Source organism: Telluria sp. GW821-FHT07G12, from assembly GCF_059418525.1.
This window is the reverse complement of record NZ_JBWKQA010000007.1, coordinates 159,085-178,540: the sequence shown is the minus strand read 5'-3', so window position 1 is coordinate 178,540 and position 19,456 is coordinate 159,085. Positions and strand designations below refer to the sequence as shown.

The following is a 19,456-nucleotide window of genomic DNA, read 5'->3' as shown; positions in this document are numbered from 1 at the left end:
GAATCAGATGGGTTCGACCTGAGGATGCGGCGAACCCGCCCATGTTAACCGATACGCCTGGCCCTTGCGGACATTCCCGACCAGGGCCGGGCGGAAGCAGGCCAGATTCGTGCCCTCGAGCCGGCGCACGCTGGGGTAGACGATGCCCATCGAGCCCGCATCCAGCAGCTCGGCCGCCAGTCTTTGCGAGGCGATGTAGCTGTCGGAGGCCAGGCAGGCGTTCCACTCCTCGCTGCCGCGCAGGTCGTGGAAGGCGGCGTTGAAGTCGGCCAGCAGGGCCTGGTAACTGACGCTGTCGTCGAAGCGGCCGATCTCCTGGTATTCCACGGTCTTGTGGAAGATGACCTCGGCCAGCGCCGTCTCGAGCTCGAAGGCGCAGTACCAGGCGCCGCGCTCGCCGTCGTTGAAGCGGCTGCCTTCCGGGCGCGCATAGGTATAGGCCGCATTGATCATGCGGAAGTTCGGCACGCCGAACACCAGCTCGTCCATGCCGATGCCGGGGAGCAGGCCGGATTCGCCGCGCAGGCGGTCGTTGGTGGCGTTGTCCAGGTCGAACAGGTCGCGCAGCACGGCATCGCTTTCCGCCAGCGGGGCCAGCACCGAGTCTTCGGCATCGGCGAAGCGCGAGGGGATCAGGCGGACGGTGTCGAACTGGCGCAGCTGGGTGAGGCCCGGTTCCTGCTTGTGCACCAGTTTCACTTACAAGCCTCCGCGGCGGGCGTCGAGCAGGCGGCGCACGGTCTGCATGGCCAGCAGGCCGCCGCCCAGCATGAAGGCGAGCGGCGCGCGGCCATTGAACACCGTGTTGCTGTTCGGGAGGTGCACCCATTCGTCGGCCAGCTTGTCGCCGTACAGGATGTGCAGGGCTTTGTAGATGCCGAGCAGGTAGGAGATGCGGGTAATGCGGTCAACTTCCAGCACACGGGCCGGATTCTTTTTCCAGTCGTAGAAGGCGGACGAGGACAGGCCGCCGAGCAGCTCGCGCGCATCTTCGTCGCGGACCTGCCAGGCGTCGGCCAGCTGGAAGAAGCCTTTCAGCGCCGAGCTGGACAGGCGTTCGCGCTGTTCGCGGTCGTTGAGGTCGACCAGCACAGCGGTTTCGAAGCGGCTTTTGGGGTAGGCGTAGGCGAGACTCATAGGAATCCTCCGATAATGGAGTTTTTATACTCCGTTTCCGGAGATTTTGCAAGCCGCTTGTGCAAACTGTATTGCCGTGACAAAATTGTTCGATTATTAAGTTCGTTCCGGATCAACACGTGGAGGACGCATGCGTCTGCTGTCGATTGGGGTTTTGTGCATCAGTATGTTCATGCTGGCGGTCGCCAGCGCGGCGCGGCCGACGAATGCCGAGCTGAAGAAGCAGGTGACGGAGCATGAGCGCGCCTTCGCGGCGACCATGAAGGCGCGCGACCACGCGGCCTTTACCAGTTTCCTGTCCGACGAGGCGGTGTTCTTTTCCGGTCCCGGCAGCGTCCTGCGCGGACGCGAAGCCGTGGCCACGGCCTGGCGCAAATACTACGACGGCCCGCAAGCGCCGTTCTCCTGGGAGCCGGAAGAGGTCGAGGTGGTCGATTCCGGTACCCTGGCCTACAGCGGCGGCCCGGTCTACGACGCCGCCGGCAAGCGGGTCGGGCGCTTCAACTCGATCTGGCGCCTGGAAGCGCCGGGGCGCTGGCGGATCGTGTTCGACCGCGGCGAACAGCCGTGCAATTGCAAGCCAAAAGTCGACACGCCTTGACCTGAAATAATTCGGGGTCAGAGCACTTTTTGTGGCAATTGCCCAAAAAAGTGCTCTGACCCCGAATTTATTCTTTGACTTTGCCGCGCAAGGCCTTGACCTGCCCGCTGCGGGTCTTCTCATCCAGCCGGCGCCGCTGGGAGCCGCGCGTCGGTTTTGTCGGCCGCCGCACCGCCTGCACCACGCTGGCCTGATTGACCATTTCCTGCAGCCGCCGCAGCGCATCTTCCTTGTTGGCTTCCAGGCTGCGCGATTGCTGGGCCTTCAGCACCACCACGCCCTCGGCGGTGATGCGGCTGTCGCGCATGGTGAGCAGGCGTTCCTTCACCCAGTCCGGCAGCGAGGAAGCCTTGACGTCGAAGCGGGCGTGCACCGCGCAGGAGACCTTGTTGACGTTCTGCCCACCCGGACCCTGGGCCCGGATCGCGCTGAACTCGACCTCCTGCGGATCGATCTGCGCGGCCATGAATCAGACCGGTTCCGCGTGCTCGACCAGCAGCTGCACCTTGGTCACGCCGTTGTACTCATTCGCATCGAGCCGGAACGCCACGCGCGCGCGTTCGCCCAGCGATGCCGTATTGCCGAACCAGATCGCATCGTAGCGCCGGCCGTTCCGCTCCAGCAGCAGCTTGAGGTGGCGCTCCTTGAGGATACGCTGGCTCACGACGCGGAATTCGTCGCAGAACACCGGCGGCGCGAAGCCCTGGCCCCAGACCTGGCCGTCCAGAAGCTCGATGAACTGCACCGTATAGAAATCGTCTTCCAGCGGCCCGTCGGTCTCGACCACGCGCTCCAGCTGCGCCTCGCTCAGCCAGGCCTGGCCGACCGCCTCGAAGGCTTCGCGGAAGGTATCGAAGTGCTCGAGCCGGATCGACAGGCCGGCTGCCATCGCGTGGCCGCCGAACTTGTCGATCAATCCCGGCACGCGTTTCGACACCAGATCCAGCGCATCGCGCAGGTGGAAGCCCGGGATCGAGCGTCCCGAGCCCTTGATCCAGCCGTCGCCGGCCGGCGCGAAGGTGATCGTCGGGCGATAAAACTTCTCTTTCAGGCGCGAGGCGACGATGCCGATCACGCCCTGGTGCCAGCCGTCGTCGAATACGGCGATGGTGCTGGCGTCCGCCGGCTTGAAATCGTCGAGGTGGAGCAGGGCCGTGTCCTGCATCTCGGCCTCGATCTCGCGGCGCTTCAGGTTGATTTCGTTGAGCTGTTGGGCGATCTGCCAGGCGCGGTCTTCGTCGTCCGTCACCAGGCACTCGATCCCGAGCGACATGTCTTCCAGGCGGCCGGCCGCATTCAGGCGCGGACCCAAAGCGAATCCCAGGTCGAAGGGCGAGGCGCAGCGCGCTTCCCGCCCTGACACGCGGAACAGCGCGGCAATACCGGCATGCATGCGGCCCGCGCGCATGCGCTTCAATCCCTGCGCGACCAGGATGCGGTTGTTGGTGTCCAGCTTGACCACGTCCGCCACTGTGCCCAGCGCCACCAGGTCGAGCAATGAGTCCAGCTTCGGCTGAGAAGCAGCATCGAACACGCCGCGCTTGCGCATTTCGGCGCGAAGGGCCAGCAGCACGTAGAACACGACCCCGACCCCGGCCAGGTGCTTGCTCGGAAAGCCGCACTCGGGCTGGTTCGGATTCACGATCACGCGCGCGTCGGGCAGGGCGTCGCCCGGCAGGTGGTGGTCGGTGACCACGACTTCGATGCCGCGCGCACGCGCCGCCTCCACGCCGTCGATGCTGGCAATGCCGTTATCGACGGTGATGATGATGTCGGGCGCGGTCGAGCGCGCCGTCAGCTCGACGATTTCCGGTGTCAGGCCGTAGCCGTACTCGAAGCGGTTTGGCACGATGTAGTCGACGTTGGCGCCCATCGAACGCAGGCCGCGCAGGGCGGTGGCGCAGGCGGTGGCGCCGTCGCAGTCGTAATCGGCGACGATGGTCATCTTCCTGCCGGCAGCGATGGCGTCGGCCAGGTAGATGGCGGCGGCGTCGATCTGCAGCAGGGCGGCGGGCGGCAGCAGGGCCTGCAGCTCGCTGGCCAGCTCGCGCGGATCGGACAGGCCGCGGGCGGCGTACACGCGCGCCAATACGGGGTGGATCCCGCCCTGGGCCAGCAGCTCGGATTGGCGGCCGGGGCAGGGACGGGTACTGATACGGGTCTTCACTTCAAATGTTCCAAAGTCGGACGGCGCCAGAACTTGCGCTGGGCCATCGGTGTCGTGGTGGTGTCCAGGTGGCCGTCGCGGTGGCTCAGCACCAGCCGCAGCGACTTGATACGGCCCTGTTTCAGGACCGTGAGCAGGGGCGCGAACAGCGCCTCCTCGTAGTGGTGCATGACTTGCAGCCAGCCGTGCCAGTCGGCGGCGATGGCCGGCGCCGCGGCGGCGCCGCAGACCAGCAGGCGGCCGCCTTCGTTGTCGTCGCCGGAAGTCAGCTTGCCGGCGATATCGCTCAGGTCCGACAGGCGCTGGTCGGCCAGCGCATCCAGCCAGCCCGGTACAGCGTAGCTCGACACCAGGGGGCGCGGCGCCAGCTTGCCGGCGGCACGCGCCACCAGTTTCTGCGCGTGCTCGGCGGCGACGCTGGCCGCGCCCCAGGGCCAGATCGCGTTGATCGGCGCCTGGCCGCGGCTTTCGCGCGCCGAATTCACCGGATGGGTGTACCAGCTGACCTGCACCTCGTTCTGCAGCTTGCGGAAGGCGCGCGCCTGGTTGCCGGTCGGGACCCAGTCGGTCAGGTTCATGCCGACCGCCGCGTCCGGGCTGGCGGTATGGATGCTTTCCCACTCGTCGGCGCGCAGGAACCAGGTGTCGGGCGCGCCGTACAGCAGTGCGTGGCCGGCGTCCTCGCAGCACTCCCGGGCGGTCTCGAACAGCGCGCGGCTGTCGGCGTCATCCAGGCCGAGCTGGCGCGTATCGCCCAGCATCAGGTGGCTGTGCGAGATCTGGATATGGCCCGGGTTGACGATGAACCAGGTGCCGTCCAGCGGGTCGAGGCCGTAGCCGCGCATGGCGCTGGCGGCAATGCCGGGCGCCGTGCCGTGCGCCAGCCCGAGCGCGCGCGCGATCCACAACTCGTGCGGCAGCACGCGTGCGGTCGCCTCCAGGGGGTGAAAGACCCCATTGGAAGAACGCGACAACAGCGCCGCCAGGGCCGGTGCTTCGAGGGCACGGACCAGGTCGGAGGCGAATTCGGGGGCGGGCAGGGCGAACGGCAGGACGAGCGAAATATGGGCCATACCGGTATTGTAGGCCAAATGACGGCAAGCGAGCAGCCCAAGCTGTCGTGTAGGCATGGATGAGCTTTGTATGGCAAACTGCGGGGCGAAGAAGCATTTACCACGGAGCCCATGAGCATCATCCACAAATTGCCGTACGAATGGCTGGTCGGCCTGCGCTACACGCGTGCCGGCAAGCGTAGCAGCCGCAACAGTTTCATCTCCTTCATCTCCCTGATTTCGGTGTCCGGCATCGCGCTCGGGGTGGCGGCGCTGATCGTCGTGCTGTCGGTGATGAACGGCTTCCAGAAGGAGGTGACGGACCGGATGCTGTCGGTGCTGGCCCACATCGAGGTGTTCGACGCCCACGGCGGCATGCCCAACTGGGAGGACGCCGAGAAGGAAGCCTTCCGCAACCCGGCCGTGCGCGGCGCCGCGCCCTTCGTCGAAACCCAGGGCCTGCTGGTGCGCGACGACGTCATGAAACCCTCGGTCATCCGCGGCATCCTGCCCGAACAGGAGCACAAGGTGTCGGACGTCGGCCGCCAGATCCGCCAGGGCAGCCTGCAGAACCTGCGTCCCGGCGAGTTCAACATCGTGCTCGGCTATGTGCTGGCGCGCTCGCTCGGCGTCGGCGTCGGCGACAAGGTCAACATGATGCTGGCCCAGGCCCAGACCACGCCGGCCGGCATGGTGCCGCGCACCCGCAGCTTCACGGTAGTCGGCATCTTCGAAGCCGGCCACTACGAATTCGATTCGGCGATGGCCTTCGTGCACCTGCAGGATGCCGAGCGCATGGAGCGTCTCGACGCGCCCAACGGCCTGCGCCTGCGCATCGCCGACATGCACCAGGCGCCGCTGGTGGCCCAGCAGCTCAAAAAATCGATGTCCGGCGACCTGGTCATGCGCGACTGGTCCAAGCTGAACGCCAACTGGTTCGCCGCGGTGCAGACCGAAAAGCGGATGATGTTCATCATCCTGACCCTGATCATCGCGGTGGCCGCGTTCAACCTGGTGTCGACCCTGGTGATGACGGTGACCGACAAGCAGCCCGACATCGCCATCCTGCGCACGCTCGGCTCCTCGCCGGCCTCGATCATGAAGATATTCATGATCCAGGGCGCGCTGGTCGGCATCCTCGGTACGATCGCGGGGGTGTGCCTGGGCGTGCTGGTGGCCCTGAATATCGACGTGATCGTGCCCTTCATCGAGCATCTGCTCGGGGTGCAGTTCCTGTCGAAGGATATTTACCTGATCAGCGAGATCCCCTCGGATATGCGCTGGCCGGACGTTTTCAAGATCGGCGGCGTGTCGGTGCTGCTGGCGTTCGCGGCGACGCTCTACCCGAGCTGGTCGGCGTCGCGCGTCAAACCGGCGGAGGCACTGCGCTATGAATAATATGATGACCACTGAGACTATCGAGACGAATGCCGGCATGCCGGTCCTGTCCTGCCGCGGCGTCGGCAAGACTTTCCGCGAAGGCGATTATGCCGTCCAGGTACTGGACAACATCGACTTTTCCATTGCCCGCGGCGAGCGCGTGGCCATCGTCGGCGCGTCCGGCTCGGGCAAATCGACCCTGCTGCACATCCTCGGCGGCCTCGATACCCCGAGCGGCGGCGCCGTGGTGCTGAAGGGCGAGGACTTTGCGGCCCTGTCGGAAACGAAGCGCGGCGATCTGCGTAACGCCTCGCTGGGCTTCGTCTACCAGTTCCATCACCTGCTCCCGGAATTCTCGGCGCTGGACAACGTCGCCATGCCGCTCCTGATCCGGCGTGTAAAACGCGAGGAAGCGGTGGCGAAGGCGCAGGCGATGCTGGCGCGCGTCGGCCTGGCCAAGCGCGCCGTGCACCGCCCCGGTGAGCTGTCGGGCGGCGAACGCCAGCGCGTGGCCCTGGCCCGCGCCCTGGTGACGGAACCGGCCTGCGTGCTGGCCGACGAACCGACCGGTAACCTCGACCACACGACCGCCGAGACCATCTTCGACCTGATGCTGGAGCTCTCGCGCACCCTCGGCACCGCCTTCGTGATCGTCACCCACGACCCCGAGCTGGCGCGCCGCTGCGACCGCGTGCTGCGCCTGACCGAGCACGGACTGCGGCCGGAAAGCTGACGCGCATGTGGATCGACACCCACTGCCATCTGGACGCGCACGAGTTCGGCGCAGAGTCGCTGGACGTCGCCGCGCGCGCCGGGCACGCGGGCGTGGGCATGATCGTGATCCCGGCAGTCGAGCGGGGGAATTTCGATGTCGTGCGTGGACTGGCGCATGCAGCGCCGAATGCGTCTTATGCGCTGGGCATCCATCCGATCTACGTGCCGCAGGCGCAGGAAGACGACCTGGCGCTGCTGCGCCGGGAGGTCGAAGAATCGCAGGCGGATCCGCGCTTCGTCGCCATCGGCGAGATCGGCCTGGACTTCTTCATCCCCATGCTGTGCGAACCCGCGATGCGCGAGAAGCAGGAGCACTTCCTGCGCGAGCAGCTGCGCATCGCACGCGATTTCGGGCTGCCGGTGCTGACCCACGTGCGGCGTTCGCAGGACCAGGTGCTAAAACACATCCGGCAGATCCGCCCCGCGGGCGGCATCGCCCACGCTTTCAACGGCAGCTTCCAGCAGGCGCAGAACTTCATCGATCTGGGCTTCCACCTCGGCTTCGGCGGCGCCATGACCTTTACGCGCGCGCTGCAGATCCGGCGCCTGGCGGCCGAACTTCCCTTGGACGCCATTGTGCTGGAAACCGATGCGCCGGACATCGCCCCCAGCTGGGTCCACCCCGGCCGCAACAGCCCGGAAGAGCTGCCGGCGATCGGGCGTATGCTGGCTGCATTGCGCGGCATGCCCGAGGACGAGGTTCGCGCCGCCACCGGGCAGAGCGCATTTGCTGCGATTCCGCGCCTGAAAAACCTGCTCGCATCCTGATCCACGCCTAATCCCGCTTGCCGGCCCCCGTCCGCCACCCATGGTGCCGCCGTGCGCGCCTGGCGGGAGCGTGGCGCGCACCCTCCTACCGTATTCTGGCGGCCACGACAATTCCGCTCGCGTGAAGTTCCGGCTTGACCCTCCCCAAACCGTATGACGCACGGCAACGGACCGCCCGAGCAAGCGTGGAAAAATAGGTTCTCTGCCGCACTGCGGTACGCGAACATGGAGAGATGGTGGAGAGCGCGAGCGAGTTCCTGCGGGTCCTGCAGCATGAAAAGTCCCTGAGCACGGCCAACCGCCCCCTGCGCCTGCGCCTTGCGCATGCCGGGCAGCTCGACGAGGACATCCTGCTGCCGCAGCGGGTGGTGGGCAGCGAGGCGGTGTGCGGCGGCATCGAGTATCGCGTCGCCTGCCTGGCCAGCAGCCCGCACCTGCCGCTCAAGGAGCTGATCGCGCTGCCGGCGGAAATCCGGTTCGTGACCGACCGCGGCCAGCTGCGCAGCGTCTGCGGCCTGGTGACCGAAGCCCGCGCCGGCGATTCCGACGGCGCCCTCGCATCCTACGAACTGGTGGTCCGCGATGTCTTCGCCATCATGGAAAAGCGCACCAACAGCCGCGTGTTCCGCTACCAGAACGAGCTCGAGATCGTGCAGCTGCTGTGCGACGAATGGCGCCACTCGAATACGGTTTTGGCCAATGCCTTCGAACTGGAACTCGACGCGCTGCTGGACATGGGCCAGTACCCGCCGCGCGAACAGACCATGCAGTACAACGAATCCGACGCCGCCTTCGTGCGCCGCCTGCTCAAGCGGCGCGGCATCGGCTGGGTGTTCCGTCCGGGCCGCAGCCGCAGCACCGCCGTCGATCCGGCGCACGACCGCACCCCGGCGCATACCCTGGTGTTGTTCGCCAGCGCCGGCAACCTGCCGAGGAACAGCGCCGGCAGCGTGCGCTACCACCGCGACGGCGTGGCCGAGGGCCGCGACACCGTCACCTCCTGGACCGCCGCGCGCCGCCTGCAGCCGGGCGTCACCACCCGCCATAGCTGGGACTATAAAAACCCGGGCGGACCGCAGTTCATGACCGCCAGCGCGCGCGGCATGGCCGACCAGGGCCCGAGCGGCAACCAGCTGGCCGCCACCCTCGACGACTACCTGGTCGAGATGCCGCACGCCGGCGACGACGTCGAAGACCACTGGCGCCTTGGCCACGTGCGCATGAGCCGTCACGAATTCGAATCGAAGTGCTTCCATGGCGAGGGCAGCGTGCGCGATTTCTGCGCCGGCCAGTATTTTGCGCTGGAAGACCATCCCGAGATCGACACCCACCCGGCCGCCGAGCGCGAGTTCGTCATCACCGAGCTGCGCGTGGTGGCCGACAACAACCTGCCGCGCGAGCTGGCCTCCTCGGTGTCGGGTTTGCTGGGCGTCGGTTCACCCAGCCTTGACGCGGTTGGTCGCGTACGCATCTCCTTCACGGCGGTCCGGCGCGGGATCGCCATCGTCCCGGCCTTCGATCCGCGCATCGACCTGCCGCATCCCGAGCTGCAAAGCGCGGTCGTGGTCGGCCCGGCCAACGAGGATGTTCATTGCGATGCGCTCGGCCGGGTGAAGATCCGCTTCCCCGGCATGCGCGCCGCGGACCACGAGCATGCGCGCGGCGCCGGCGCCTCGGGCGGCCCGGCCGATTCGGCCTGGGTGAGAGTCGCCTCGAACTGGGCCGGCAATGGCAGCAGCAGCCAGCACCAGTCCGGCGCGCTGGGCCTGCCGCGGGTCGGCACCGAGGTGCTGGTGGCCTTCCTGGGCGGCGACCCGGACCGCCCCATCGTCCTCGCCCAACTATATAACCAGCGTTCGGCGCCGCCGGCCTTCAACGGCTATGGCGACCTGCCGGGCAACCGTTACCTGTCCGGCACCCGCACCAAAGAAATCGCCGGCGCGCGCGGCAACCAGCTGCGCTTCGACGATACCCGCGGCCAGATCAGCGCCCAGCTGGGCAGCGACCACGGCGCCTCGGAGCTCAACCTGGGCTGGATGACGCAACCGAGGGACCATGGCGCAGGCAGCCCGCGCGGCGAGGGCGCAGAACTGCGCAGCGACCTGTCGGTGGCGGTGCGCGGCGCCCAGGGCGTCCTGATCAGCGCCGAGGCGGACCAGGGCGGCGCCGGCGGACAGCTGGGACGCGCGGGCCTGGTCGGCCTGGCCGAAGTCATGCAGGGCATCCTGGACGAAGTCGGCAAGCTGGCGGCGGTGCACAACGAGGACGAGCCCTCGCAGCAGCGCCTGGCCGCGCTGGTCGAAAAACTCAAGCGCTGGCACGAAGGCAGCAACGTGGCCGAAGGCGCAGGTGGGACAAATTCGGGCGGCGGCCAGCCCATCGTCGCCGCCAGCGCGCCGGCCGGCGCCATCTTCGCCAGCAGCGACAACCTGGCGCTGGGCGCGCAGAACAAGATCGACGTGGTCAGCGCCGGCGATGCCGAAGTGTCCACCGGCCGCAACATCTTCCTGCGCGCGGCCCGCGGCCTGAGCATGTTCGCGCACGAACTTGGCATGAAGATCGGTGCGGGGAAGGGCGACATCGTGGTGCAGACCCACCTCGGCAACATCCAGATCAAGTCGTCCGGGCGCATCAGCCTGATCGCGGCCGAGCGCATCGAGCTGGAAGCGCCCGCGGTCAAGATCATCGCCCCGGGCGCCACCACCGACTGGGTGGACGGCAAGATCACCCACCAGAGCAGCAGCCAGCAGATCCACAAGGGCTCCGATTTCATGTACTTCGGCCCCGGCGGGGCCAACCCCAAGGACGTGCGCCTGCCGACTTCGCACCTGCACACCGACGAATACGTGGTGTTGCGCCACCTGCAGACCGGCGCGCCGATCCCGAACCAGCGCTACAAGGCGACCTTCGAGGACGGCCGCACGGTCACCGGCCGCACCGACGACCAGGGCCGGACCTCGCTGCTGATCGGAGAAATGATCGGCGGCGTCGACATGGCCTATTTACCCGAACAGGACGATCCGGCCGCCTGAGCCGGATCAACACCAACACGGAGCGCCGAGCATGGCAGATCCAACCCGCCCCTTGCCGAATCTTGTCCCGCAGCCGGATGGCAGCTGGACCGGACGTACGGTGCTGACGCCGACGGCGCTCAAGACCCGTGGGCTGTTTACGATGCCGCCGTCGAAGGTGGTGCCGGTGATTGTGGTGCCGGGGATTATGGGGACGAATTTGCGGGCGGTCAGTGATCCGGCCTTGCTTGCGGACGGGGTGCTCGAGCCGAAGGAGGAGGCGTGGCGGCCGCCGAATGGATCGATCGCCGGAATTAACGCGGCCCGCACATGGAAGAAGCGGGATCCCGGCACGCGGCAGAAGCTCTTGAACGCCGGGAAGCTCGAGGTCGACGATCGTGGGGATATCAGTTTGCCCTTGGAAGCCAGAAATTACGGGATGTTGGAGAAAGAAGTCCGCGATCGTTTCTGGGGCGAAGTGCACTGGGATTCTTATGGCGGACTGCTGTATGGACTTCAAGTAGGATTGAACCACACGTTTGAATTGGATCCGCTCGATAACGCCCCTGTCGTCTGCCGACATTGGAAAGAGGTGATGGCCTGCGATCCGGCAAAGTGGGGCGTCCGCAGCATCGAGAAGATTACGCAGAGCGAGTTGGAAAAGCATGCTGCGTACTACTACCCCGTGTATGTGTGCGGCTACAACTGGCTGGAATCTTGCGAAGAATCGGCGAAGAGACTACGTCAGCGCATTGAAAACACGATCGCGCACTGGACCAAACTGAAGCGTGAATGCAGTAAGGTGCTTCTTGTGACGCATTCGATGGGCGGGCTGGTCGCGCGAGCTTGCGCCAAGCAGATTCCCGACCAGATTTTGGGCATCATTCACGGCGTAATGCCAGCATTGGGCGCCCCGGTTTGCTATCGACGGATTGCCTGCGGCACTGAGCGCTGGAGTCCTAGCAACGACACAAGCGCCAATCTCAAAGCCGACTTTGCGGCTGATATTTTGGGCGGAAAACCGGAACAAACCATGCCGGTCATGGCTACCGCTCCTGGTCCATTGCAGCTTTTGCCCAACCACCTGTACCCGCAGCCATGGCTCCATGTGTGCATGCTCAGCCGCGTCAATAACAAGGACGTTCCGCGCGATGTGGTTCACCTACCGGTCGGGAATCCTTACGACTTGTACCGCGATACACAGTCGTGGTATCGGCTCATCGATTTGCAGCTGGTGGATCCAGCGCGGAAGTATAGCGGAGATCAGCGCAAGCTCGAACATGCCGTCCGGGTTGCGGTCGATACGGCGGAGAAGTTCCACCGCGATGTTCTGGACACGTATTACCACCCGAATACGTTCGCGTTTTATGGCGCAGATTCGGCGCATTTGTCATTCGGCGCCGTACGTTGGGTCGCGCGGGAGCCCGGGTCCGGGGCCGTATTCACCGAAGCGAACCTGCGCAAGGCAACGCTGATGGGGTATCGCGAAACTGTTGGCCGCCGGGTCAAAGTTGAAGGTAAGACCGCGCTGGAATTTGTGCCTGCGCGCCAGGATATCGGTGGCGATGGCACGGTGCCGCTGCAGTCCGGCGCCGGGCCGCGGGGAAAAGTACGGCAATTGTTCGAAATTCGCGGCGTGGACCACCAGGATGTCTTCAATAACGAAGCTGTACTGCTGCTGACCCAACACCTCGTCGTCAAGCTAACGCAAAAATTGCCATGACACGAGTAAGAAAAGGCGGATGGCGGGAACTCGTCGTCCTGCTGGCAGCCCTTGCCTGCGCCGGAAGCTGGGCTGCCGGCTACGTCCGCAGTATGCGGGACAGATCCGAGGTGGCGAAAATGACGGAAAACTTGAAAACGGTATGCGTCGGGCGTTACCTGGTAGACGTGCCGTCCCAGGCAGAAGTGAGCCTTTCTGGAGGAATGCTGGGTGGATTCGAGATCAGCACACGCGAGGAAGAGGAGGGCAAATTCCGGGAGCGGGTGATGGCGCGCGAAGCAGAGCTCAAGGCCAGTGCGACTAACTCCGGCGTTAATGCTCCGGGTGGCGTGATCGAGACTCGCGAATTGCGTGTTCCGAACATGATCGGACGTACTCTGGTCTTTGGGCGTACCCGTAGCCATGGCTTTGACGGCGAGCGTAGGGTGACGTCGGAGTATGCCTCGGTCGAGACACATGCACACGTAGGGGGGCTGAGCTTTTTGTTAGCCATGCAATATGCTGACGACGCTGACATTAAATTATCTGAGGTGCTGCTTTCGCGGCTCCAGATCCGGGATAAGGACGAAATCCCGACCGTTCCAGGGTTCTGCGTTTCGCGTGCCGTCTTTGCCGAACCGCTCCCCAGCCACAACAATGAACACATGGTCATGCACCTTGGGCTGCCTGGACACCCCGACGTCGCGCTGGCGCTTTTCAGTATCGCGGGCGCCAAGTCCGGGGCTGGCATTCTCTCTCGTACTTCGGATGTCGATGCCAGCGCAAGCGCGGAAGAGCTGCTGCGCGTGACCAAGCTACGCGCCGGCAAACGGAATATCAATGGACTGGAAGGTGAGGAGGTATTGGAACGGGTACGCGAGTTCAACTTCGCGACCACTTACGGCTTCAACTGGGAAACGCGAGGAATCGAGGAAGATCCCCTACAGCCCTATCTGTCTCTTGAGCTTCAAACCGGTGTTGGTGAGCGTCCTGGCGGCAAGCCAGTCGATACCAGCCTGCACGAAGATGCCTTGCTCTCCTTGTGGGATAGCATCGCCTCCAGCATCCGCCTCAGGAAAAGCGGGCCTCCACCACCAGCCTCGGCGCCGCCTGAACCGTTAGGCCCGAAACTCGGCGCCGTAGCCAGTGCAGGGGAGATTTGCCCACAGTCCGGCTGGTGGCGCTGCAAGGTTGGAGACGAAGGTATGAGCGTGCACGGTGGATCAGTGCAGTTCATTCGTCAGGGTGAGCGCATGCCACAGGCATTGCTGCTGCCCCGTCAGACTGTATGGCAAAAGCTGAAACGTATCCAGCCAAGTGTCGAAAGTCCCGAGTTGACAGCATGGACCCTCGTCGATAAGCGCCTGCGGCCACGAACTGCGATCACGGTTGCGTTGGCGCCGGCCCTTATGCCAGCCGAGGGCCCGGTGCCTGCTGCTTCGGACGCGCGCCCGGTCCTTCTCGGAAGCCATGTGCGTACAGGTGAGGTTTGTCCTGCGAGTGGTTGGTGGCGGTGCGAAGAAACCCACGCGCTTGACGGAACCCGCTGGTTCGCCAGGGGCAGCCTGATGCCGGCGGCAACGTTTCAAGTACCTGCTGGCGTGTTTGCCAAATCGAGCGGCCCCGAAATCATTCAACGGCGAAGCATGTGGCAACTCGTGCGACATGCCGAGGCATCGGTAGCATCGCAAACAGCGCTGCCGGTGTCCGATCGATTATCGATTAACGAACCGCCGGAGCTGGTGTAAGCATCAGCATCGGATCAAGGCGCGTGGCCGGGCTATTCTATGAAAATTGCGATAAAGCGCAACTGGTCTCATCTCATCGTTATCGTGGTCGCGCTCTCATACTTAGGGACCTGGGCTGTCAGTCAGGTACGCAGTGTGCAGGATCGTTCCACAGTCGCGCATCTCTCCGAGAAGATGAAGACAGTGTGCGTTGGACGTTATCTCGTGGATGTACCGGCGCAGGCCGATGTGACCCTGTCACGCGAAAGACTGGCTGGGATCGAGATCCAAACGCTAGAAGAGGATGAGGCGAGATTTCGGACTCGTATGGCAACGCGTGAGGCTGAGATCGCAACTCGAGGTTCCACGTCTGATGGTAGAGGTGGTTTGACGGAGGCTCGAGATTTGCGCATACCGGGAATGCTTGGGCGCACGATGATCTTCGGGCATAGCGTGGGATATCTAATGGAAGGGGATCGCCGGGTCGAAGATCAGTTCTCGTCGGTCGAGGTGCATGCGCATGTGGAAGGGCGCAGTTTTACGCTCTCCGCGAAATATGCGGACGAGTCCAGGGCGAGATTGGCCGAGGCGCTTTTGGCGCGGCTACGTCTGCGTGGTGAGGAAGAAATTCCGCCCGAGCCCGGTTTTTGTATTCGGGGTGCATTCTTCCTGGAGCCGCTTCCAGTACGCAAAGCGGAGCAGATCGCGATGCGGTTAAGTTTCCCGGAACATTCCGATGTAGAGATGATGTTCCTTAGCATGCCTGGCGGGGGACCCGAACCGGGCTTACTTGCACGCGTCGCCGAGACGGATTCCGAACGCGGCTTTGACGAACGCTTGCGGACCACGAAACTTCGTGCCAAGAAGCGGAGTATCAATGGTCTCGATGGCGAAGAAGCACTCGAAAGGTTCTTGGACCTGAATTTCGCGACTACATATTCCTTCATATGGGAAGCAAAAGGAATCAAAGACGATGCCCTGCGCCCCTTTCTATCCCTTGAGCTTCAGGCCGGAATGAGTCAACGTGCGGGCGGAAGACCTGTCGACGCGAGCCTCCATCAAGACGCCATATTGGCTTTGTGGGACAACATCGCATCCAGCATTCGACTGCGCGAGACTGAGCTGCGACCTCCGAAGCGCTCTGCCGATCCAGTGCGACTCAAAGTGGTCGCTGCGACCGACTCAAATAAGCCCTGACAGACGCACACGATGCGCTGCGCGATCCTCGGCTTTACCGTTGGCGTGCTGGCACTACAAAGCTGCGCTGAATTGCCGTCCGTGCCGGTCATGTTTATTTGCGCTGGATGTGCGATTGTTTGCGTCATGCTGACGCGCCATGTAAAAGTGTTCCTGGGTGTGATTTCTTTAACAGCCGGCGCCGGCGCACTGCTAGGCTACACCTGGACCGCCCTCCTGGCCCACCACGCCCTCGCTTCCCAACTCGCCCCCGCCGACGAAGGCCGCGACCTGACCGTGGTCGGCATCGTCGACAGCCTTCCATACCGCTTCGAACAAGGCCTGCGTTTCAACCTGCTGGTCGAGCGCACCGAAACCGCAGGCGCCGAAGTCCCGCCAAGAGTCGCCTTGTCCTGGTACGCCGACCGCCGCGGCGCCGGCGGCCTGCCGGACAAGCTGATGCCCGGCGAACGCTGGCGCCTGACGGTGCGCCTGCAGCGCCCGCACGGTAACGCCAATCCCGGCGGCTTCGATTACGAAGCCTGGCTGCTGGAGCAGGGCGTGCGCGCCATCGGCTACGTGCGCGTGGACACCGGCAACGCACGGCTGGACGCCTTCGTGCCGCGCGTAGGGACCTTGATCGAACGAACCCGCGCCGTCCTGCGCGACAGGATCCAGGCAGCGCTGCAGGACAGGCAGTACGCCGGCGTGATCGTCGCGCTGGTCATCGGCGACCAGCGAGGCATCGACCAGGGCGACTGGCAGGTCTTCAACCGCACCGGCGTCGGGCATCTCATCTCCATATCGGGCCTGCACATCACGATGATCGCCGGCCTGGCTGCGCTGGCGGTATCCAGCCTGTGGCGGCGCTCCTTCTTCACAGGGGCCCAGCTGCCATTGAAGCTTCCCGCGCAGAAGGTGGCGGCGCTCGCCGGCGCGCTGGCCGCGCTGCTGTACGTGCTGCTGGCCGGCTTCGGTGTGCCGGCCCAGCGCACGCTCTACATGCTGTCGGTGGTCGCGCTGGCGCTGTGGATGGGCAGGCTCTCCAGCATCACGCACGTGTTGTGCATGGCCCTCGGCGTGGTCGTGCTGATCGATCCCTGGGCCGTGTTGTGGCCGGGCTTCTGGCTGTCCTTCGGCGCCGTGGCGGTGATTCTGTTCGGCGGCCATGGACGGATTTCCGAGCGCGAGACGGGAATCAAGGCGAACCTGAAGATGGCCGGGCGTACGCAGTGGTCGGTGACCCTCGGCCTCGTTCCGCTGACGATGCTCCTGTTCGGCCAGGTCTCGCTGGTCAGCCCACTGGCAAATGCCGTCGCGATTCCGCTGGTGAGCTTCGTCGTGACGCCGCTGGCGCTGCTGGGCAGCCTGTCGCCGTCGCCGCTGTGCGCTTGGCTGCTGCTGGCGGCGCATGCGGTGGTCGAGGGACTCGCCGCCGTGCTCGCACAGCTCGCGACGATGCCGGCCGCCGTCTGGCGCGCGCCCGCGCCGCAGCTCTGGGTGTTCCTGCTGGCGCTGGGCGGCACCATGTGGATGCTGATGCCGCGCGGCTGGCCGCATCGCTGGGCCGGCGCGGCGGCCTGGCTGCCGCTGCTGCTGCAGGTCCCCGACCATCCCGAGATGGGCCGCTTTCGCATCATCGCCTTCGACGTCGGTCAGGGCATGGCCCTGCTGGTCGAAACCGCGAACCACCGCCTGCTGTACGACACCGGCCCCGGTTATGCACCCGGCGCCGATGCTGGCAGCCGCGTGCTGCTTCCGTATTTGCGCATGCGCGGCATCGCGGAGCTCGACGGCATGGTCCTCAGCCACAGCGATACCGACCACACCGGCGGCGCGCTGGCCGTGCTGGGCGAAGTGAAGGTCGGCTGGCTGGCGTCCTCGCTGCTGGCCGGCCACCCCGTCGTGCGCGCGGCGCCGCGACATCTGCATTGCGCCGCCGGACAAACATGGGAGTGGGACGGCGTGCGTTTCGAGATGCTGCACCCGGCTGCCGCCAGCTATGCGGACCCCAAGCCGAAGCCGAATGCGCGCAGCTGCACGCTGAAGGTTACGAACGGCCGCGCGTCCATGCTGCTGGCCGGCGATATCGAAGCGGCCCAGGAGGCGGCCCTTGTTACAACCAACGCAGCCGGTCTGCGCGCCGACGTCCTGCTGGCGCCGCACCACGGCAGCGGCACCTCGTCGACGCAGGCCTTCCTGCAAGCCGTGCAGCCCAAGCTCGGTGTGTTCCAGGTCGGCTGGCGCAACCGTTACAAACATCCGAAGAAGGAAGTCTACGAGCGCTATGGGCAGCTCGGCATCGGGCGCCTGCGCACCGACGAGCTGGGCGCCCTCAGCCTGGAGTTCGATGGAAAAGTCGAGGCGCAGGCCTACCGGCGCCAGCACGCGCGCTACTGGAGCGCGCCGGCGCAACAGGCGCAGTAGATCAGGCGTCGCGCGGCAAGGTAATCGTCACCCGCAAGCCTCCGCCCGCGCGGTTCGTCGCCGTGATCCGCCCACGATGCGTCTCGACCACGCGCTTGGCGATGGCCAGTCCCAGGCCGTGACCGTCCACGTTGTTCTGCGTCGGATTCGAGCGGAAGAAGGGCTCGAAGATCTGGCCCAGGTGCTCGTCGGGAATGCCCGGTCCGCGGTCCAGCACTTCGATGTGGACCACGCCGGCCTCCGGGTGCAGTGCGATGTCCACCGCGCCGTTGGCGCCGCCGTGCTTGACGGCGTTGCGTACGATGTTCTCGACCGCGCTCCACAGCAGGTCGGGGGCGCCGCGCACCGTCACCGGGACCGGGGCATCGACGTCGATGCGGGCGCCGGCTTCGAAGCGGGCGTCGTCGGCGATCTGGTCGACCATCTCGACCAGGTCGACCGGCTCCATCGCAGGCGGCGCACTGGGTGCTTCGAGGCGCGACAGCGTCAGCAGCTCACCGACCAGGCGGTCCATGCGCACGCTTTCGCGTTCGATGCGGCCGAGCGAGGCTTGAATCTTGTCCGGCTGCTGGTGCGCCAGGCCGATCGCCGCCTGCAGGCGCGCCAGCGGCGAGCGCAGCTCGTGCGAGACGTCGTGCAGCAGGCGGCGCTGGCCTTCCATCAGCGTGCGCAGCTGGGCGCTCATGCGGTCGAAGTCGTGGCCCAGTTCCGCCAGTTCGTCGCCGGCCACCGCCATCTTCGCTTCGCCGAACTTGGGTGCGAGGTCGCCGGCGGCGGCGGCTTCGAAGGCGCCGCGCAGGGCGCGGATCGGGCGCGAGAAATACCAGGCGAGGAGGGCGGCGAACAGGAAGCTGGCGGTGGTCGCGGCGGCGATCGGCAGCCAGCGGCCGACATGGCGGCCGAATTCCGGCGGCAGGCCGAACCAGCCCAGGCGACCGCCGGGGCCGCCGGGACCCGGGCCGGCGCCCGGTTCGCGGCCGCGTCCGAAGTCGGGCGCCGACGATATCGAGGGCGCGGCGGCGCCCGGGTGCGGTATGCCGCCTTGTGAGGAGACCGGCGGATTGCCGTCGGCCGGCGCAGGCTTGCCGTCTTGCGCGAATGCCGGTGAACGCTGGTCTGGCGCAAACGGCCATGGCTCGCGCGAGGCAAAGGCCAGATAGCGCCGCCCATCCGGTCCTGTCAGGCGGGCGACGGCATGGGTCCGGGTGCCGTCCACGAGATTGCGTGCGACTTCCTTGCGCAGCTTGTCCGGCACCGTGCGGCCGAGCAGTTCGTGGTCCTGGTCGTCCAGTATGTAGAGGCGTGTGCGGCGCGCGGAGCCGGCCAGTTCGCGCAGGCCGTCGACACCGCCGTGCTTGAGCGTGGCCGCGGCCGCGTCGAGCATAATCACGGCGGGCGGGCCGACGTCGAGGGTCGGTTCGGTATTCCGGTGGCGCGTCTGGTCGCGCAGCCAGAGGGTGCCGCCGATGCCGATGGTGGCCGCCACTTGGGCCAGCAGGATCGACAGGAAGAACTTCCAGAACAGCCGGCCCAT

15 protein-coding genes are annotated in these 19,456 nt (G+C 65.6%); 9 read left to right on the top strand and 6 right to left on the bottom strand.

Going from position 1 to position 19,456, the window contains the following annotated elements; translation table 11 throughout:
• Window positions 1-3: 3 nt before the first annotated feature.
• Both AC07PE_RS23095 and AC07PE_RS23090 read right to left on the bottom strand, forming a co-directional pair.
• Window positions 4-699 (bottom strand): RES family NAD+ phosphorylase, encoded by a 696-nt coding sequence (locus AC07PE_RS23095; protein WP_498768895.1) that lies wholly within the window; start codon window positions 697-699, stop codon window positions 4-6.
• The gene (locus AC07PE_RS23090; protein ID WP_498768893.1) at window positions 700-1,137 is read right to left on the bottom strand and encodes an antitoxin Xre/MbcA/ParS toxin-binding domain-containing protein; all 438 of its coding nucleotides are present in this window, start codon (window positions 1,135-1,137) and stop codon (window positions 700-702) included.
• Between the two features lie 130 nt (window positions 1,138-1,267).
• On the opposite strand from AC07PE_RS23090, the gene AC07PE_RS23085 reads away from it, so the two are divergent.
• A complete protein-coding gene (locus AC07PE_RS23085) occupies window positions 1,268-1,738 on the top strand; it encodes a YybH family protein (protein ID WP_498768891.1) in 471 nt (156 codons plus the stop codon).
• A gap of 67 nt (window positions 1,739-1,805) precedes the next feature.
• Here AC07PE_RS23085 and arfB read toward each other — a convergent pair whose 3' ends face one another.
• The 3 genes from arfB to AC07PE_RS23070 are packed head-to-tail and all read right to left on the bottom strand — an operon-like array spanning window position 1,806 to window position 4,978.
• Entirely contained in the window at window positions 1,806-2,204 is a 399-nt protein-coding gene (arfB, locus tag AC07PE_RS23080) for an alternative ribosome rescue aminoacyl-tRNA hydrolase ArfB (protein WP_498768889.1), read from the bottom strand.
• A 3-nt stretch (window positions 2,205-2,207) separates the two neighbouring features.
• Window positions 2,208-3,905, bottom strand: coding sequence for a single-stranded-DNA-specific exonuclease RecJ (gene recJ, locus AC07PE_RS23075; RefSeq protein ID WP_498768887.1), 1,698 nt, complete (start codon window positions 3,903-3,905; stop codon window positions 2,208-2,210).
• Complete coding sequence (locus AC07PE_RS23070) at window positions 3,902-4,978, bottom strand: hypothetical protein (RefSeq protein WP_498768885.1); 1,077 nt, start codon at window positions 4,976-4,978, stop codon at window positions 3,902-3,904. Before AC07PE_RS23070 ends, recJ begins: the two co-directional genes overlap by 4 nt.
• Window positions 4,979-5,089: 111 nt before the next feature.
• On the opposite strand from AC07PE_RS23070, the gene AC07PE_RS23065 reads away from it, so the two are divergent.
• From AC07PE_RS23065 to AC07PE_RS23030, 8 genes are all read left to right on the top strand, one after another.
• Entirely contained in the window at window positions 5,090-6,355 is a 1,266-nt protein-coding gene (locus tag AC07PE_RS23065; RefSeq protein ID WP_498768883.1) for a lipoprotein-releasing ABC transporter permease subunit, read from the top strand.
• 4 nt (window positions 6,356-6,359) lie between these two features.
• The gene (gene lolD, locus AC07PE_RS23060; protein WP_498768881.1) at window positions 6,360-7,070 is read left to right on the top strand and encodes a lipoprotein-releasing ABC transporter ATP-binding protein LolD; all 711 of its coding nucleotides are present in this window, start codon (window positions 6,360-6,362) and stop codon (window positions 7,068-7,070) included.
• A 5-nt stretch (window positions 7,071-7,075) separates the two neighbouring features.
• Window positions 7,076-7,879, top strand: coding sequence for a TatD family hydrolase (locus AC07PE_RS23055; protein WP_498768879.1), 804 nt, complete (start codon window positions 7,076-7,078; stop codon window positions 7,877-7,879).
• A gap of 233 nt (window positions 7,880-8,112) precedes the next feature.
• Entirely contained in the window at window positions 8,113-10,911 is a 2,799-nt protein-coding gene (locus AC07PE_RS23050; protein ID WP_498768877.1) for a type VI secretion system Vgr family protein, read from the top strand.
• Between the two features lie 31 nt (window positions 10,912-10,942).
• On the top strand, window positions 10,943-12,613 hold the full coding sequence (locus tag AC07PE_RS23045; protein WP_498768875.1) for an esterase/lipase family protein: 1,671 nt from the start codon (window positions 10,943-10,945) through the stop codon (window positions 12,611-12,613).
• Window positions 12,610-14,340: a T6SS immunity protein Tli4 family protein gene (locus tag AC07PE_RS23040; RefSeq protein ID WP_498768873.1), complete on the top strand. Its 1,731-nt coding sequence runs from the start codon at window positions 12,610-12,612 to the stop codon at window positions 14,338-14,340. The genes AC07PE_RS23045 and AC07PE_RS23040 overlap by 4 nt, the downstream gene beginning before the upstream one ends.
• Window positions 14,341-14,379: 39 nt before the next feature.
• On the top strand, window positions 14,380-15,516 hold the full coding sequence (locus AC07PE_RS23035; RefSeq protein ID WP_498768871.1) for a T6SS immunity protein Tli4 family protein: 1,137 nt from the start codon (window positions 14,380-14,382) through the stop codon (window positions 15,514-15,516).
• Window positions 15,517-15,528: 12 nt separating this feature from the next.
• Window positions 15,529-17,922, top strand: a complete 2,394-nt coding sequence (locus tag AC07PE_RS23030) for a DNA internalization-related competence protein ComEC/Rec2 (protein ID WP_498768868.1) — start codon at window positions 15,529-15,531, stop codon at window positions 17,920-17,922.
• 1 nt (window position 17,923) lies between these two features.
• Here the strand turns inward: AC07PE_RS23030 and AC07PE_RS23025 are convergent, their stop codons facing one another.
• Window positions 17,924-19,456 (bottom strand): sensor histidine kinase, encoded by a 1,533-nt coding sequence (locus tag AC07PE_RS23025; RefSeq protein ID WP_498768866.1) that lies wholly within the window; start codon window positions 19,454-19,456, stop codon window positions 17,924-17,926.

What these genes read in the sequence shown, in the direction of transcription:
- AC07PE_RS23070 (WP_498768885.1), bottom strand. Translation starts at nt 4,978, where the DNA reads ATGGCCCATATTTCGCTCGTCCTGCCGTTCGCCCTGCCCGCCCCCGAA.
- AC07PE_RS23025 (WP_498768866.1), bottom strand. Translation starts at nt 19,456, where the DNA reads ATGGGCCGGCTGTTCTGGAAGTTCTTCCTGTCGATCCTGCTGGCCCAA.
- AC07PE_RS23065 (WP_498768883.1), top strand. Translation starts at nt 5,090, where the DNA reads ATGAGCATCATCCACAAATTGCCGTACGAATGGCTGGTCGGCCTGCGC.
- AC07PE_RS23085 (WP_498768891.1), top strand. Translation starts at nt 1,268, where the DNA reads ATGCGTCTGCTGTCGATTGGGGTTTTGTGCATCAGTATGTTCATGCTG.
- AC07PE_RS23050 (WP_498768877.1), top strand. Translation starts at nt 8,113, where the DNA reads ATGGTGGAGAGCGCGAGCGAGTTCCTGCGGGTCCTGCAGCATGAAAAG.
- AC07PE_RS23035 (WP_498768871.1), top strand. Translation starts at nt 14,380, where the DNA reads ATGAAAATTGCGATAAAGCGCAACTGGTCTCATCTCATCGTTATCGTG.
- AC07PE_RS23040 (WP_498768873.1), top strand. Translation starts at nt 12,610, where the DNA reads ATGACACGAGTAAGAAAAGGCGGATGGCGGGAACTCGTCGTCCTGCTG.
- AC07PE_RS23090 (WP_498768893.1), bottom strand. Translation starts at nt 1,137, where the DNA reads ATGAGTCTCGCCTACGCCTACCCCAAAAGCCGCTTCGAAACCGCTGTG.
- AC07PE_RS23055 (WP_498768879.1), top strand. Translation starts at nt 7,076, where the DNA reads ATGTGGATCGACACCCACTGCCATCTGGACGCGCACGAGTTCGGCGCA.
- AC07PE_RS23045 (WP_498768875.1), top strand. Translation starts at nt 10,943, where the DNA reads ATGGCAGATCCAACCCGCCCCTTGCCGAATCTTGTCCCGCAGCCGGAT.
- AC07PE_RS23030 (WP_498768868.1), top strand. Translation starts at nt 15,529, where the DNA reads ATGCGCTGCGCGATCCTCGGCTTTACCGTTGGCGTGCTGGCACTACAA.
- lolD (WP_498768881.1), top strand. Translation starts at nt 6,360, where the DNA reads ATGACCACTGAGACTATCGAGACGAATGCCGGCATGCCGGTCCTGTCC.
- arfB (WP_498768889.1), bottom strand. Translation starts at nt 2,204, where the DNA reads ATGGCCGCGCAGATCGATCCGCAGGAGGTCGAGTTCAGCGCGATCCGG.